General features: G+C 64.3%; 14 protein-coding genes. 6 read left to right on the forward strand and 8 right to left on the reverse strand.

Features of this window, described 5'->3' with window-relative positions; all coding sequences use genetic code 11:
- Nucleotides 1-87 precede the first annotated feature (87 nt).
- The 5 genes from BR71_RS04900 to BR71_RS04920 all read left to right on the forward strand — a co-directional run bounded on the left by BR71_RS04900 (nt 88) and on the right by BR71_RS04920 (nt 7,605).
- Nucleotides 88-828, forward strand: coding sequence for a (Fe-S)-binding protein (locus BR71_RS04900; protein WP_052370338.1), 741 nt, complete (start codon nt 88-90; stop codon nt 826-828).
- Complete coding sequence (locus tag BR71_RS04905) at nt 825-1,529, forward strand: LutC/YkgG family protein (RefSeq protein ID WP_043633395.1); 705 nt, start codon at nt 825-827, stop codon at nt 1,527-1,529. Before BR71_RS04900 ends, BR71_RS04905 begins: the two co-directional genes overlap by 4 nt.
- Complete coding sequence (locus BR71_RS04910) at nt 1,526-2,989, forward strand: LutB/LldF family L-lactate oxidation iron-sulfur protein (RefSeq protein ID WP_043633398.1); 1,464 nt, start codon at nt 1,526-1,528, stop codon at nt 2,987-2,989. The genes BR71_RS04905 and BR71_RS04910 overlap by 4 nt, the downstream gene beginning before the upstream one ends.
- Nucleotides 2,986-5,814 carry an FAD-binding and (Fe-S)-binding domain-containing protein gene (locus BR71_RS04915; RefSeq protein WP_043633401.1) on the forward strand — a complete coding sequence of 943 codons (2,829 nt, stop codon included), beginning with the start codon at nt 2,986-2,988 and terminating at the stop codon, nt 5,812-5,814. The genes BR71_RS04910 and BR71_RS04915 overlap by 4 nt, the downstream gene beginning before the upstream one ends.
- 162 nt (nt 5,815-5,976) lie before the next feature.
- Complete coding sequence (locus BR71_RS04920) at nt 5,977-7,605, forward strand: lactate permease LctP family transporter (protein WP_107733068.1); 1,629 nt, start codon at nt 5,977-5,979, stop codon at nt 7,603-7,605.
- A 212-nt stretch (nt 7,606-7,817) separates the two neighbouring features.
- Here the strand turns inward: BR71_RS04920 and BR71_RS04925 are convergent, their stop codons facing one another.
- The 3 genes from BR71_RS04925 to BR71_RS04935 form a co-directional block, all read right to left on the reverse strand.
- Nucleotides 7,818-8,285, reverse strand: coding sequence for a hypothetical protein (locus tag BR71_RS04925; protein WP_019103496.1), 468 nt, complete (start codon nt 8,283-8,285; stop codon nt 7,818-7,820).
- Nucleotides 8,261-9,295: a winged helix-turn-helix domain-containing protein gene (locus BR71_RS22760; protein ID WP_081862553.1), complete on the reverse strand. Its 1,035-nt coding sequence runs from the start codon at nt 9,293-9,295 to the stop codon at nt 8,261-8,263. Before BR71_RS22760 ends, BR71_RS04925 begins: the two co-directional genes overlap by 25 nt.
- A gap of 313 nt (nt 9,296-9,608) precedes the next feature.
- Complete coding sequence (locus tag BR71_RS04935) at nt 9,609-9,896, reverse strand: hypothetical protein (protein WP_156038817.1); 288 nt, start codon at nt 9,894-9,896, stop codon at nt 9,609-9,611.
- A 594-nt stretch (nt 9,897-10,490) separates the two neighbouring features.
- On the opposite strand from BR71_RS04935, the gene BR71_RS24035 reads away from it, so the two are divergent.
- Nucleotides 10,491-10,637 (forward strand): hypothetical protein, encoded by a 147-nt coding sequence (locus BR71_RS24035; RefSeq protein WP_156038819.1) that lies wholly within the window; start codon nt 10,491-10,493, stop codon nt 10,635-10,637.
- A 387-nt stretch (nt 10,638-11,024) separates the two neighbouring features.
- On the opposite strand, the gene BR71_RS04945 is transcribed toward BR71_RS24035, so the two are convergent.
- The 5 genes from BR71_RS04945 to BR71_RS04965 are packed head-to-tail and all read right to left on the reverse strand — an operon-like array spanning nt 11,025 to nt 15,591.
- Nucleotides 11,025-12,173: an alpha-D-ribose 1-methylphosphonate 5-triphosphate diphosphatase gene (locus BR71_RS04945; RefSeq protein ID WP_043633418.1), complete on the reverse strand. Its 1,149-nt coding sequence runs from the start codon at nt 12,171-12,173 to the stop codon at nt 11,025-11,027.
- Nucleotides 12,170-12,877 carry a phosphonate C-P lyase system protein PhnL gene (gene phnL, locus BR71_RS04950; protein ID WP_043633422.1) on the reverse strand — a complete coding sequence of 236 codons (708 nt, stop codon included), beginning with the start codon at nt 12,875-12,877 and terminating at the stop codon, nt 12,170-12,172. The genes BR71_RS04945 and phnL overlap by 4 nt, the downstream gene beginning before the upstream one ends.
- Nucleotides 12,878-12,881: 4 nt before the next feature.
- Complete coding sequence (gene phnK, locus BR71_RS04955; RefSeq protein WP_019103501.1) at nt 12,882-13,655, reverse strand: phosphonate C-P lyase system protein PhnK; 774 nt, start codon at nt 13,653-13,655, stop codon at nt 12,882-12,884.
- The gene (locus tag BR71_RS04960; RefSeq protein ID WP_043633426.1) at nt 13,652-14,509 is read right to left on the reverse strand and encodes an alpha-D-ribose 1-methylphosphonate 5-phosphate C-P-lyase PhnJ; all 858 of its coding nucleotides are present in this window, start codon (nt 14,507-14,509) and stop codon (nt 13,652-13,654) included. The genes phnK and BR71_RS04960 overlap by 4 nt, the downstream gene beginning before the upstream one ends.
- The gene (locus BR71_RS04965; protein ID WP_043633428.1) at nt 14,506-15,591 is read right to left on the reverse strand and encodes a carbon-phosphorus lyase complex subunit; all 1,086 of its coding nucleotides are present in this window, start codon (nt 15,589-15,591) and stop codon (nt 14,506-14,508) included. The genes BR71_RS04960 and BR71_RS04965 overlap by 4 nt, the downstream gene beginning before the upstream one ends.

The raw sequence follows: 15,591 nt of genomic DNA on the forward strand, positions 1-15,591 counted from the left end.
CTATCGTCATATTGACGGAGTCAAGCAATCACTCTAGAGTTATTTTAATAAAAATAATTGGTCTTACCAATTTACAAAGGAAATCGGATGAAGCCTGCCAACGTCTATCTGTTTGGCACCTGTCTGCTCGACCTGTTTTTGCCGCAGGCCGGCGTGGACGCCATCGCCCTGCTGGAAGGGCTGGGCTTGCGGGTGCACTTTCCCCAGCGTCAGAGCTGTTGCGGCCAGCCGGCTTATACCAGCGGCCACCCGGCGGAAGCGCTGGCGGTGGCGAGGGCGCAGCTGGACTGCTTTGCCGAGGATTGGCCCATCGTGGTGCCCTCCGGTTCCTGCGGCGGCATGATCAAGCACCATTGGCCCAAGCTGTTCGCCGGCCAGCCGGACGAGGCGCGGGCCTGCGCGGTGGCCGCGCGGGTGGTGGAGTTCAGCGACTTCCTGCTCAACCGCCTGGACTGGCGGCCTGAGGATCTGGGGCCGAAGGTGAAGGTGGCGGTGCATACTTCCTGTTCCGCCCGCCGCGAGATGAATGTGCACCTGTCCTGTTGGGCCTTGCTGGAGCGTCTGGCCAATGTCGAGAGGGTGACGCACGACCATGAGTCCGAGTGCTGTGGTTTTGGCGGCACGTTTTCGATCAAGCACCCGGATATCGCCGGGGCGATGGTGGCGGACAAGGCCGCCGCCTTGCAGGACAGCGGCGCGGTGGAGTTCATCACCGCGGACGGCGGCTGCCTGCTCAATATCAACGGCAAGCTGGCCAAGGAGGGCAGGGCGTTTCAAGGCCGGCACCTGGCCAGTTTTCTGTTGGAGCGCGTGGGAGGCAAGGCATGAGCGCCCGCGACGCCATCCTGGCCAAGCTGCGCGCCGCGCCGCGCCAAGAACTGCCGCGGCCGGAGCTGGACGCGCATTTCCGGCGCTTTGCGCCGCCGCAGCACAGCCTGGCCGCTTTGCGGGGCTGGGCGCAGGCGATGCGGGCGGTGAAGACCGAAGTGTTGTGGGTGCGCGCCGACGATTGGCACACCCGCTTGGCGGTATGGATCGCGCAGCGGCGTCCGGCGTCCTTGCTGCTGTCCGACACCGCGCACGGCCGCCGCGCCGAGGCGGCACTGCAACACTTGCCGACGCCGCCGGCTTTACGTTTCTTCGACCGCGAGGTGGATGGCTGGAAGGCCGAGTTATTCGAGATCGAGGCCGCGTTCACCACGGCGCGTTGCGGCATCGCCGCCACCGGCACGCTGGTGCTGTGGCCGGACGCGCAGGAGCCGCGGACCATGAGCCTGGTGCCGCCGCTGCACATTGTCTTGTTCGACACCGCCACGCTCTACCCTGACTTCTACAGCGCGATGCGCGTTGAAAACTGGCAGGACGGCATGCCCGCCAACGCTTTGCTGATTTCCGGGCCGTCCAAGACCGCGGACATCCAACTGACACTGGCCTACGGCGCGCATGGGCCGCGCGAACTGCTGGTGCTGGCGCAATTGCCCGAGCACATCGATCCGGCGCAGCTGGAGCAGGAGGAGGCCCGGCCATGAGCGAGCACAAGATCGAACTCTATCCATCGCGCCAATTCAAGCAGCAGGCGCGCGCGGCGCTGGCCGACGGCGAGCTGCGCCACAGCCTGCGCGGGGCGATGGATTTTCTGATGGCCAAGCGCTTGTCGGCCTTTGACGACCCGGCGGAGCTGGACGCCTTGCGCGCCTTGGGTGAGGCCATCCGTCAGCGCTGCCTGTCGCGCTTGCCGGACTTGCTGGAGCAACTGGAGGCGCGGCTGAGCGCCAACGGCGTGCAAGTGCACTGGGCCGAGACCGCCGACGAGGCCAACCGCATCATCCACGGTTTGGTAGAGGCGCGTTCCGGCCGCTTGATGGTCAAGGGCAAGTCCATGGTCAGCGAGGAGATTGAACTCAACCATTATCTGGGAGCGCGCGGCGTTACCGCGGTGGAAAGCGATATGGGCGAGTACATCGTGCAGCTGGCCGGAGAAAAGCCCACCCACATCATCATGCCGGCGATACACAAGACCAAGGCCGACATCGCGCGCTTATTCCACGACAAGTTGCCGGACACGCCGTACACCGAGGACGTGGACGAGTTGATCCAGATAGGCCGCGGCGCGCTGCGCCGGCATTATCTGGACGCCGACGTGGGCCTGTCCGGCGTCAATTTCGCGGTGGCGGAAACCGGCACCTTGTGCCTGGTGGAGAACGAAGGCAACGGCCGCATGTGCACCACGGTGCCGGACTTGCACATCGCCATCACCGGCATAGAGAAAGTAGTGGAGAAGCTGGCCGACGTGCCGCCCTTGTACAGCCTGCTGACCCGTTCCGCCATCGGCCAGCCCATCACCACCTATTTCAATATGATCAGCGGGCCGCGCCGCGCCGGCGAAAAAGACGGCCCGCGCGAGGTGCACCTGGTGCTGCTGGACAACGGCCGCAGCCAGGCCTACGCCGACGCGCAGTTGCGCAAGACTCTGCAATGCATACGCTGCGGCGCTTGCATGAACCATTGCCCGGTCTACGCCCGCATCGGCGGCCACGCTTACGGCACCACTTATCCGGGGCCGATAGGCGAGATCATTTCGCCGCACCTGCTGGGCCTGGAAAACACCCGAGACCTGCCCACGGCTTCCAGCCTGTGCGGCGCTTGCGGCGAAGTCTGCCCGGTGAAGATTCCCATTCCCGAGATGCTGATGCGGCTGCGCGAAGAAAGCCAGCGTCCGGCCGACGAGGCGGTCAGCCATCCCTTGCGCGGCCAGGGCGCGGCGGCGAGCGCGGCGGAGCGGCTGGCCTGGAAGGGCTGGCGGCAGGTCCATGCCTCGCCGCGGCTATACCGCTGGTTTGGCTGGGGGGCCACCCGGCTGCGCAAGCTCGCGCTTGGCGGTCAACTGGGCTGGACCCAAAACCACGCGCCGCTGACGCCGGCGCCCAAGACCCTGCACGAGCTGGTGCGCGAACGCGAAGCGCGTCGCGGCGGCGGGGAGCGGCCATGAGCATGAGTCCAGCGCATCAGGCTTTCCATCGGGATCTGCTTCAAATCATGCCGGCGGCGCGCATCCACACCGATCCGCTGTCCACGCTGGCTTACGGCACCGATGCCAGCTTCTACCGGCTGCGGCCGCAAATCGTCGCCCGCGTCGACTGCGAGTCGGAAGTGGCGGCCATCCTCGCGCTGGCGCGCCGCCACCGGGTGGCGCTGACTTTCCGCGCCGCCGGCACCAGCTTGTCCGGCCAGGCGGTCAGCGATTCGGTGCTGGTCTTGCTGGGCGACGGCTTCAACCACGGCCAGGTGCTGGACGGGGGCGCGCGCATCCGGCTGGGGCCGGCGATGATAGGCAGCCACGCCAACGCCTTGCTGGCGCCTTACGGCCGCAAGATCGGCCCGGACCCGGCGTCGATCAACAGCGCCAAGATCGGCGGCATCGCCGCCAACAACTCCAGCGGCATGTGTTGCGGCACCCGCGACAACAGTTATCACACCTTGGCGGCGATGCGTTTGTTGTTGTTGGACGGCGCCGTGCTGGACACCGGCGACGCCGCCAGCGTGGCGGCTTTTCGCCAGTCCCACGCCGCGCTGCTGGCCGGCTTGTCCGGCCTGGCCGCCGAACTGCGCGCCGACGAGGCGCTGGCCGAGCGCGTGCGCCGCAAATACCGGCTGAAGAACACCACCGGCTACGGCATCAACGCCTTGCTGGATTTCGACGACCCGGTGGACATGCTCAGCCATGTGTTGATCGGCTCCGAGGGCACGCTGGGCTTTATCAGCGAAATCACCTTCCACAGCGTGGTGGAACATCCGCACAAAGCTTCGGCTTTGCTGCTATTCGACGCGCTGGAGCCCTGTTGCCGCGCGGTGTCGGCGCTGAGCGCGGCCGCGGCCGCCCACGGCGTGGCGGCGGTGGAACTGATAGACAGCCGCAGCCTGCGCGCCTTGCACGGCAAGCCGGGGCTGCCAGATTTTCTGGCGCGGCCGTTTGGCCCGGACGAGGCTTGTCTGTTGATTGAGGCGCGGGCCGGTTCCGAGGCGGAACTGGAGCGCCATTGCGCGGAGATAGAGGGTTTGCTGGCCGGTTTCGCGCCGCGCTTGTCCAGCGGCTTCAGCCGCGAGGCCGCGGTATGCGACAGCTATTGGGCCTTGCGCAAGGGCTTGTTCCCGGCGGTGGGCGCGGTGCGGCCGCTGGGCAGCACCGTGGTGATCGAGGATGTGGCTTTTCCGATTCCGCTGCTGGCCGACGGCGTGGCCAGGCTGACCGCCTTGTTCGACCGCCACGGCTATCACGAGGCGCTGTTGTTCGGCCACGCGCTGGACGGCAATCTGCATTTCGTGTTCGCGCCCAGCTTCGACAATGAGCGCGAGGTGGCGCGCTACGACGCCTTCATGCAGGACGTGAGCGCGCTGGTGGCCGGCGAATACGACGGCTCGTTGAAAGCCGAGCACGGCACCGGCCGCAATGTCGCGCCCTTTGTGCGTCAGGAATGGGGCGACGCCGCCTGGAACATCATGTGCCGCATCAAGGCCTTGTTCGATCCGGACGGCCTGCTCAATCCCGGCGTGATCATCACCGACAACGACCGGCTGCACCTGGAAAACCTCAAACCCCTGCCGGCGGCCGATCCCATCGTCGACCGCTGCATCGAGTGCGGCTTTTGCGAGGCGGCCTGCCCGTCGCATGGGCTGACGCTGAGCCCGCGCCAGCGCATCGTCGCCTGGCGACGCATCCAGCAGTTGAACCGCGACGGCGACGCGGGGGAAGAGTTGGCCGCGCTGCGCGCCGATTTCCGCTACCGCGCCATCGATACCTGCGCCGCCACCGGCATGTGCGCCACGCGCTGCCCGGTGGGCATCAATACCGGCGAACTGATGAAACGGCTGCAAGGCCCGTCGCCGCGGCCCCGCGCCGCCCGCTTTGCAGCCCGCCACATCGGCGGAGCCGCCGCCGCCGTTCGCGCCGGCCTGAGGCTGGCGCATCTATTCGGTCCGGAGCGGCTGCATCGCATCAGCCAGCGGCTGCGCCGCCGCCATAAGGTGATTCCCCTGATTCCGGCGCACTTGCCGCGTCCGGCCGGCCGTCTGCCCGCCGCCGTTGGCGGCGACGGCGAGCCGGTGGTGCTTTTTCTCAGCTGCGTCAACCGAACGCTGGCCGTCGACGCCGCCGGCGGCAACGCGGCCGCGCCCACCTTGGCGCTGTTGCGCCGCGCCGGCTTCAACCCCCGCTATCCGCCCGGCCACGACGGCCTGTGCTGCGGCCAGCCTTTCGCCTCGTCCAATGCCGCCGAGGCGCTTGACATCAGCCAGAACGCCTTGAACCGGGCGCTGCTGACGGCCAGCGAAGACGGCCGGCATCCGGTGTATCTGGACAACGGGCCGTGCGCGGCGCGCATCCTGTCCGCCCAACGTCAAGGCCGGCTGGACGCTAGGCTTCGGCTGTTCGACGCGGCCCGATTTCTGGAGGCTTTCGTCGCGCCGCGGCTGGCGGTGACGCGCAAGCTGGAGCAGTTGGCGCTGCACATTCCCTGCAGCGCCGCCGAGATGGGCGCGGCGGAGGCGCTCACGCGGCTGGCCGGCCTTTGCGCCGAGCGGCTGACGGTGCCGGACATCGCCTGTTGTGGCTTTGCCGGAGACAAGGGCTTCACCGTGCCGGAACTGAACGCGCACAGCTTGCGGCGCTTGCCGCCGGCCTTGCCCCCCGGCTGCCGCCACGGCGTGTCGATGAGCCGAACCTGTCAGATCGGCCTGAGCGAACACGCCGGCTTCGAGTACCGCAGTATCGAGGCGCTGCTGGATTTTTGCACCACCCCAAAAAGCGGCCCGCTATGAAGGCCGCATCGTTGGCGCCGCCGTCCGGGAGGACGGCCGGCTCCGAGTTGAAACGCCCGTAAACATCCTTCCCTGAGCGCATTCCGTCCACACGGCCGCGGCTAGCCCGCCGCCGCGCGGCGTCCCGTGCGCGCAAGGAGAAGGAGAGACTACAGAGGAGACATCATGGTCTGGACCCAAAACTACTTTCCGTCCGGCGGCATGGCGCTGTCGGCGCTGATGGCGGCACTGCCGATTATTTTCTTTTTCCTGGCGCTGGCGGTGTTCCGGCTCAAGGGCCATGTCGCCGGCAGCCTGACCGTGCTGCTGGCCTTGCTGGTGGCCACGCTGTTCTACGGCATGCCGGCGGACATGGCGTTGGCCGCCGCCGGTTTCGGCTTCGCCTACGGCCTGTGGCCCATCGCCTGGATCATCATCGCCGCGGTGTTTCTGTACAAGATCACCGTCAAGACCGGGCAGTTCGACATCATCCGCGCCTCGGTGTTGTCGGTGACCGAGGATCAGCGTCTGCAGATGCTGCTGGTGGGCTTTTCCTTCGGCGCCTTTCTGGAGGGCGCCGCCGGCTTTGGCGCGCCGGTGGCCATTACCGCCGCGTTGCTGGTGGGGCTGGGCTTTAATCCCTTGTACGCGGCTGGCCTGTGTCTGATCGCCAATACCGCGCCAGTGGCTTTCGGCGCGATGGGCATCCCCATTATCGTGGCCGGCCAGGTGACCGGGCTGGACCCTTTCGCCATCGGCGCCAAGGCCGGCCATCAGTTGCCCTTCTTGTCGGTGCTGGTGCCGTTCTGGCTGGTGATGATGATGGACGGCCTCAAGGGTGTGCGCCAAACCTGGCCGGCGGTGCTGGTGGCGGGGGGCTCTTTCGCCGTCACCCAGTATTTCACCTCCAATTACATTGGGCCGGAACTGCCGGACATCACTTCGGCGCTGGTGAGCCTGGTGTGCCTGACGCTGTTCCTGAAAGTATGGCAGCCGCGCGAGATCTTCACCTTCGCCGGCCGCCGCGCGCCCAGCCCGCGCCAGGCTTCCGGCTTTAGTCTGGGACGGATCGCCCGCGCTTGGGGGCCGTTCCTGATCCTGACCGCGCTAGTGACCTTGTGGAGCCTGAAGCCGTTCAAGGCGCTGTTCGCCAAGGGGGGCGCGCTGGAGCATTGGGTGTTGAAGTTCCACGTGCCGCATCTGGATAATCTGGTGATCAAGACCGCGCCGATCGTGGCCGTGGACAAGCCTTACGAGGCGCTGTACAAGCTGGACCTGCTGTCGGCGGTGGGCACCGCTATCTTCGTCGCGGCATTGCTGTCCATTGTGCTGCTGCGTTTCCGGCCGGCGCAGGCTGTCGCCGCCTTCGGTGAAACCCTGGCCGAACTGAGGCGGCCCATCTTGTCCATCGGCATGGTGCTGGCCTTCGCTTTCGTCGCCAATTATTCCGGCATGTCCAGCACGTTGGCGCTGTGCCTGGCCAATACCGGAAAGGCCTTTCCTTTCTTCTCGCCTTTCCTTGGATGGCTGGGGGTGTTCCTGACCGGCTCCGACACCTCGTCCAATGCCTTGTTCTCGGCCTTGCAGGCTTCCACCGCGCATCAATTGGGCGTGTCCGACATCCTGCTGGTGGCGGCCAACACCACTGGCGGCGTCACCGGCAAGATGATTTCGCCGCAATCCATCGCCGTGGCCTGCGCGGCGGTGGGCTTGGTGGGCAAGGAGGCGGACCTGTTCCGCTTTACCCTCAAGCACAGCCTGATCTTCTGCAGCCTGGTGGGGGCGATGACTTACGCGATGGCCTATTTCTGACAGACAGGCTCAAGACCCGGCGGGCCGGTGGTGCCGACCCCGCCGGGTTGAGGCCTGGTTTGCCGTGAGAGCCTGTTTACGATCCGCTGCGCTTCGTGAGACGTGACACGGTGAGTACCGTTTCGAAATGCTCATGTACCACATGACCATTCCGCTTTCTCCGTGGTTTTCGCCTTGTCTCGCCCTCGCTCGCGAGGTCGTAAACAGGCTCTTTAGAGAATTTCCTGGTTTTCGCAGAAAAAGCTGATCGAGTCGAAATTGACTTGGGTGACATGGTTGGTGACCGGCACCATATTGATCAGGTGGCGGGTGCCGATGTCGAAAATGTGGTACTCGCTGGCTAGGCTGCCGTATTCGGACGGCGACTTGGTCTTTTTAACGATGGTGACCGCGTTGGCTTCTCCGTTCCACCCGTAGCTGGTTTTGAACTGCAGCAGGCGGTTGATGTAATCGCCGGTGGGCGAATGCAGGAAGAAGTGGATGGTCTCGTTCTTCATGTCCAGGTCGATGAAGCCGCTGGTGGTGGCGACTTCGCCGCTGTGGCGCGGGAAGCGCAGCTCGGAGATGCGAGCGGTGCAGATGGTGCGGCTGTCCATGATGTAGTTGCGGCTGGCATAGCCCAGGTAGAGCGCGACCAGAAACAATCCGAGAGCGATCAGAAAACGATTTTGTTTTTGCAATTGAGATCGCTCCCGTATTTCTTGTCGCACAGATAGCTCGCCGTGCACTTGCCGCTTTTGATGTAGAAGGCGTCGCCGCCGCTTTCCGGCAGCTTGGGCGCGTCGCGGTAGACATTGCCCACCACGAACAGGCTGCGCGCGCCGTCGCGCATTTTATGAATATTCATTTGCGGAATCCACCAAGAGGCATGCCAGCCCAGCAGCAGGCCTAGGGCGATGATGGCCAGCGCGGCCAGCGCCTGGCGGCGATCAATGCGGGCCGGCAAACGCCAGCGGGCTTTGCGTCGTTGTGGCGCGGGCGCGGGGCGGGTCTCCTGCGGGCCGGCTTCCGTCGCCGGCGATGGGCTATCGGCGTCCGCCTGCGGTTCCAGCAGGACGAAGGCGCCGACGAATTGGCAGCCGCGTCTTGGAATGGTCTTGATGATCTTGGGGTCCAGCCCGCTTTTCTCAAGTTGTGCGCGCAGATCGAACACCAGCTTGTGGTAGCTGGAGTCTGTGACGATGGTTTTCCCCCATACGTTTTCAATCAGCTCGTTTTTTTCGAACAGCCCGGAGAGCAAGAGCTTGAGCAGCAACGCTTCGTTGTACTTCAAGATGATCTTGTCTTGATCCCAGGGCAGCAGGCTGCCTTCATCAGGGTCGAAGACGACTTTGTCTTCAATATGGAATCTCATTTTTATAATCTTTCTGTCCACGCGAAGGCCGGTATTGGAAAATTTGATATTACGGCCAATGCGGGGTCGGCGATATTTTAAATTACCCCATAGGTAATTTGCTCTAAATCGATTATAGATAGCAATACCCAACTGCCAAGCTGGCCTTGCCAAGTGGTGCTGCGGGGGAGCCGAAAGGTAAGCGGAAATGACAAGAGCGCCAGGGGCGCTCTTGGTTTGACGTGAAATATTTTCCAACAAAATCCGCTTCTTTTCAAGAGGATGGCCGCTGCCGCCGCATGGGGCGCAGGCGCGGGCGCGCGGCGAAATCTGCTGGAACTCAGGCCTGTTGGGCATTGCCGCCGGGATGGCGGCGCCGGGGAGTCATGCGTATTCGACGTGGCCTGTTCGCAACGAAAACCATGAATTTGGCAAAAGGCCAGAGTAGGGGGCGATGACTACGGAATTGTAGCGTCCCGATTACAGCGCTCCGGCGCGGTAGCGGGGCGGAAAAGGTCCGTATTGGTCAATCCGGCGAGCGCAGTGTTTGAAAATCTGGGGCAGAAAACCGTCAATGAAGATAGGCGGGCGCTATCTAACTAGGATTGGATGGAATAGACGGGGCAGTGAAATGGCGGAGCCGGCTTGTTGAGCCAGCGCCGCCTTTTTTTTAATGAGTGGATTTAAGCTGTTTGATTTCTTGTTGCGCCAGAAGCAGCTCTTGCTCTATCGCGTTAATTCTTTTATCTCTGCTGTTAAGTTCGTTTAACAGTTGCTCGCTCAGCAATTGGGCCTGGTCCAGGCATAGGATCAGAGCGGAGAGTTTCGCGCTGTTGGCGAGTTGCTCCATTAGCGGAGCGCCGGCGTTGTCGTGGTCTTTGTTTTTATATTGCATGCTGATTAATGTGGTGTCGTTATTCAATACATTTAGGCTGACGAAATCGGATTTCGTGCCCACGGAACAGAGTGCAGATCATAGCATGCAGTTTGGATGGGTGGGGGCGCAAGGCTTGAGAATTAAGCTTTTTGCCAGGGGTGGTAAGGAATGATAATGATTGCTGAGGCTGTTCCGGCCCTGTGCTTGGGACTGTATTGGACATTTCCGGTTCTTTCAGGACCGCTATAACGATAATCATTTCTAATGGCTGATAATAAATTGTACTGATTAAGATAAAGACATTTAGTATCAATGGGGTTAAGCTGGCCGCTCATGTTTTTGGGAGGCAAGTAGCCATGTTAATAGCGAGAAATGAAAAGGTATTGGAGGGGTTGGCCCGAGAGCGGCAGATGATTTGGCGGCAAGATCTGGAGAGCTTGACGGTGTATATAGAAAACCTGATCAGAAAAACCAGCGCCATGGGCGCGGTGGTGCCAGGTCTATATCGCGCCTTGAGAATATGCAGCTTCGCATTACAAAGGCGGCGGTGTGGGCGGTAAAGTGTATCTGACGCGTAAAGAGCGATTAGATATTTATTGGGCGGTAAAATCAGAATCCTTTTCAATTTGATTTTTGGTCAGTAGTGGCGTGTATTTTTGGATTGGGAAATCAACAGTGTCGCTGATCGGCTTTGTATGTTATCGGGTATTTAGCATTGCTTTGTTCTGGTGCGGAATGAAAGCGCTGGGCATTGGCGTGTTGATGCTGCTCTTGCATATTGGCAAGGAGAAAGCGTTGAATGCGCCGTTGCGGCGCGAGTGAGCGCCTGCGCCTGGTTTGTGGCAGCAAAGTCAGGCGCGGGTTTCTTCTCGCCTTGCCGGAGCGGGTGTAAGTAGACATTTTCGGATTGAAATGAAATAGGGCCGCGTTGTGATAACGCGGCCCTTTTGGCGTGAGGAGAATCCGGCCAGAGCAAGGCGGCGTCGCCTAGCGCAGCGGATCGTAAACCGGTTCTCAGAGCCTGTTCAACGCCGTATCTCCGACGCACGGCAGACTTTGAAGATTCTCAGAGCCTATTCAACGTCTCGCGAGCAAGAGCGAGACAAGGCGAAAACGGCCGAAAAAGCGGAGTGTACAGAGGGTACATGAGCATTTTGAGGGTGTTTTCAACGCCGTATCGCCGAAGCGCAGCAGACTTTGAACAGGTTCTCAGAATACGCGTTGGCCGGCGCTCCATACCTGGCGCACCAGCGGGATGCCGTCCCGTTCGCGCGCCTGAACCAGATCCGCGCGCTGGCCTACGGCGACGGCGCCGCGGTCCGCCAGGCCCACCGCTCGCGCCGGGTTGCGCGTGATGGTGGCTATTGCGCGGTGCAGATTCCAGCCCGGCTGGCGGCCCAGCAGATAGGCGGCGTGCAGCAGGCTGGCGGGCACGTAGTCGGAGGACAGGATGTCCAGCAGGCCGTGGCCGGCCAGCTCCAAGGCGGCGACGTTGCCGGAGTGGGAGCCGCCGCGGACGATATTGGGCGCTCCCATCACCGTCATCAGTCCTTGGTCGCGCGCGGCGCGGGCGGCGGCCAAGGTGGTGGGAAATTCGGACATGGCCACGCCGTCGCGCACCGCCTCGTCGATATGACTGAGTTCGGTGTCGTCGTGGCTGGCCAGCGCGACGCCGCGGGCGCGGGCCAGCTCCACCACCGCCTGGCGGTGACGGCCGGCGTATTGCCGCTGCTTGAGTTTGCGCTGTTCCACCGCGGCGAGGAAGGTGTCGTCGTTCCAGCTGACGTTTTTCTTGGCGTAGTACTTCTTGTATTGCGCCAAGTCGCGGTATTGGCGCTGGCCGGGGGTATGGTCCATCAAGGACACCAGGCGCACCGCCGGGTGGCCGATCAAGGGCGACAGAGCGTCCAGCAATTGGGGATAGGCCAGTTCGCAGCGCAAGTGGAACAGATGCTCGGCGCGGAATACGCGCTGGCGCATGCCGGCGTCTATCGCCTCGAAGGCGCTTTGCAGGGTGTCCAGCCGTACGCTGTCGCCTTCCAGATCGCCCACCGACAGGGCGTCCAGCACTGTGGTGATGCCGGCGGCCACGCATTGCGCGTCGTGGGCGACCACGGCCGGCAGGGTGGGCCACAGCACGCCGTTGCGCGGCATCAGGTGTTTCTCCAGATTGTCGGTATGCACTTCCACCAAACCCGGCAACAGGTCGTCGCCGTTCAGGTCCTCGCTATGCGGCGGCGGCGCGCTCAGCGGCCGCGAGTGGATGGCGACGATGACGCCGTTGTCGATCTCCAGCGCGCCGCGCTCAAGAATGTCGTCGGCCAGGATCAGCCTGGCGTTGTTCAAGATCCGTTTCATGCTAAGGCTTCCGGTTTGTTTGCCAGCGGTACTTCAAACACGCGGTGGGCGACGGCGTCGCGGGTGGCCTCGTCGTGGAAGATGCCCACCAGCGCCGCGCCGCGCGCCAGCGCTTCGCGCATCAAGTCGACGACCACCGCGCGATTGGCCGCGTCCAGAGAGGCGGTGGGCTCGTCCAGCAGCAGGATGGGCCGCGGCGCGATCATGCCGCGCGCGATATTGACCCGCTGTTGTTCGCCGCCGGAGAAGGTGGCCGGCGGCAACCGCCACAGCCGCTCCGGGATGTTTAGCCGCGCCAGCAAAGCGCCTGCCTCGCGCCGCGCCTCGTTGGCGTCCACGCCCCATTCGCACAACGGTTCGGCGACGATGTCCAGCGCCGGCACCCGCGGAATGGCGCGCAGGAACTGGCTGACGTAGCCCAGGGTGTGGCGGCGGGCGTCGGCGATCTCGTGCGGCAGCGCGGCGGCCATGTCCAGCCAGTTTCCGCGATGGCGGATGCGGATGCTGCCGCGCTCAACCAGATAATTGGCGTACAGCGCCTTGAGCAGCGTGCTCTTGCCGGCGCCGGAAGGGCCGGCCAGCGCCACGCATTCGCCGGCGGCCGCTTGCAGCGAGACTTGGTCGAGCACCGGCAGCGTCAGGCCGCCTTGCTGGTGCAGGGTGAAAGTTTTGCTGATTTGCCTTGCGTCTATCAATACGTTCATGGCTTCAGGCCTGCAGGATGGAGGATACCAGCAGCTGGGTGTACGGATGCTGCGGGTCGTCCAGAATTTGATCGGTGAGGCCGGCTTCCACTACGCGGCCGCCTTGCATCACCAGCGTGCGCTGCGCCAGCAGCCGGGCCACTGCCAGGTCGTGGGTGACCATGATGACGGCGATGCCGCTGTCGCGCACCAGTCTTCGGGTCAGGTCCAGGAAACGGGCTTGCACCGAGACGTCCAGGCCGCCGGTGGGTTCGTCCATGAACACCAGCCGCGGATGGGTGGCCAGGCTGCGGGCGATCTGCAGCCGCTGCTGCATGCCGCCGGAGAAGGCGCTGGGCGGGTCGTCCAAGCGCGCGCGGCCGATTTCCACCCGCTCCAGCCAGTCGCCGGCGGTTTGGCGCAGTTGGCCGTAGTGGCGCTGGCCCAGGGCCATTAGCCGCTCGCCGATATTGGCGCCGGCGGAGACGTTCATGCGCAGGCCGTCGCGGGCGTGTTGGGACACGAAGCCCCATTCGCTGCGCGCCAGCCGGCGGCGCTCGGATTCGGCGATGGCGGTGAGTTCGTGTTCGCGGCCGTCGCGTTCGCGAAAGCGCGCGCTGCCGGCGTCGGCGGCCAGCTTGCCGGCCAGCGCGGCCAGCAGCGTGGATTTGCCGGAGCCGGATTCTCCGACCACGCAGAGCACTTCGCCGGCGTAGAGGTCGAAGTCCACGTTGAAGCAGCCGTTGCCGTTGCCGTAGTCCTTGCCGAGGCCGCGGACGCTGAGGAGGGGCGGGGTCATTGCGGATTGTCCTGTGTGTCGCGGCGTTGCCGGCAGTGATCGCTGTCGGAGCAGACGTATTGGCGCGCGCCGGCGTCGTCGGTGATGATTTCGTCCAGGTAGCTGTCGCGTGCGCCGCACAGCGCGCAGGCTTGTTCCCAGCTTTGCGTCTGGAAGGGGTGATCGTCGAAAGCCAAGCTTTCCACTTGGGTGTGAGGCGGGATCGCGTACAGCCGTTTTTCACGGCCGGCGCCAAACAGCATCAGGGCCGGGCTTTTGTCCAGCTTGGGGTTGTCGAACTTGGGGATCGGCGATGGCGAGGCCAGGTAGCGGCCGTTGACCATGACCGGGTAGTCGTAGCTGGCGGCGATGTGGCCGTAGCGGGCGATGTCCTCGTACAGCTTGACGTGCATCAGGCCGTAATCCTGATGGGCGTGCAGCTTTCGGGTTTCCTGTTCGCTGGCCTCCAGCGTGCGCAGCGGTTCCGGTTCCGGCACTTGGAACACCATGATCTGGCCGGCGCGCAGCGGGGTTTCCGGAATGCGGTGACGGGTCTGGATCAGGCTGGCCTCGGCGGTGCGGGTGGTGGTGGCCACGCCGGCGACGCGGGCGAAGAAGCGGCGGATGTTGACCGCGTTCGTGGTGTCGTCGGCGCCCTGGTCTATGACCTTGAGCACGTCGTCGCGGCCGATCACGCAGGCGGTCACTTGAATGCCGCCGGTGCCCCAGCCGTAGGGCAGCGGCATTTCGCGGCCGCCGAAGGGCACTTGGCAGCCGGGCACGGCCACGGCTTTGAGCAGGGCCCGGCGCAGCATGCGCTTGGTGTTTTCATCGAGGAAGCCGAAGTTGTACGCCCATGGCGCGGCGGTGTTCATGCTTGTTGCTCCTTGGCGGCGTGTTCGCTGCGAAGTTGGCGGATCAGCGACAGCTCGGCCTGGAAGTCGACGTAATGCGGCAGCTTGAGGTGCTGGACGAAGCCGGACGCTTCGACGTTGTCGCTGTGGCACAGCGCGAATTCCGGCTGCTGAGCCGGCGCGTGCGCGGGCTCGCCCAGCTCGGCGGCACGCAGGCTGCGGTCCACCAGCGCCATCGCCATCGCCTTGCGCTCGGCTTCGCCGAAGCTCAGACCGTAGCCGCGGGTGAATTGCGGCGGCGCGCTGCGGCTGCCGGCGAACTGGTTGATCATCTGGCATTCGGTCAGAGTGATTTCGCCGATGTCGATGTCGAAGCCCAGTTCCTCCGGGCAGACCAAGACGCTGACTTCGCCCATGCGGATTTCGCCGGCGAAGGGATGGCTTTCGGCGTAGCCGCGCTGGGTGGAGTAAGCCAGGCCCAGCAGCCAGCCTTCGTCGCCGCGCGCCAGGTTTTGCAGCCGGGCGGCGCGGCCGGCGGGGAACAGCAAGGGCTCTCGGGTCAGGTCGACGGGCTCCGGGTCGCCCGGCGGCGGCGTTTCCGGCTCTATCAAGCCTTCTTGCGCCAGGGCGTCCAGCACGCAGGGCAGCCGTTCCGGCAGCGGCAAGTCAGACAGAGCAGGAGCGGGCGGTTCGCTGGCCTGGGCCAGATCGAAGTCCAGCAGCCGCTGAGTGTAATCGGCGGTGGGGCCCAGCACCTGGCCGCCGGGCACGTCTTTGAAGGTGCCGGACACGCGGCGGCGCACCCGCATCGCCGCGGTGTCCAGTGGACGGCTGGCGGCGAAGCGCGGCAGGGTGGTGCGGAAGGCGCGCAGCAGGAACACGGCTTCCACGCAGTCGCCGGCCGCTTGTTTCAGCGCCAGCGCCGCCAGCTCCTCGTCGTACAGTGAGCCTTCCTGCATGACTCTGGCCAGCGCCAGCCGCAATTGGCCGCGGATCTGGGCCAGGCTCAGCTCCGGCGTCGCCGCGTCGCCGCGGCGCTTGGCGGCCAGCAGGTCCCAGGAGCGGGCGATGGCGGTTTCTCCGCCTTTGACGGCTACGTACAT

The organism is Chromobacterium haemolyticum DSM 19808 (assembly GCF_000711885.1).
Lineage (GTDB): Bacteria > Pseudomonadota > Gammaproteobacteria > Burkholderiales > Chromobacteriaceae > Chromobacterium > Chromobacterium haemolyticum.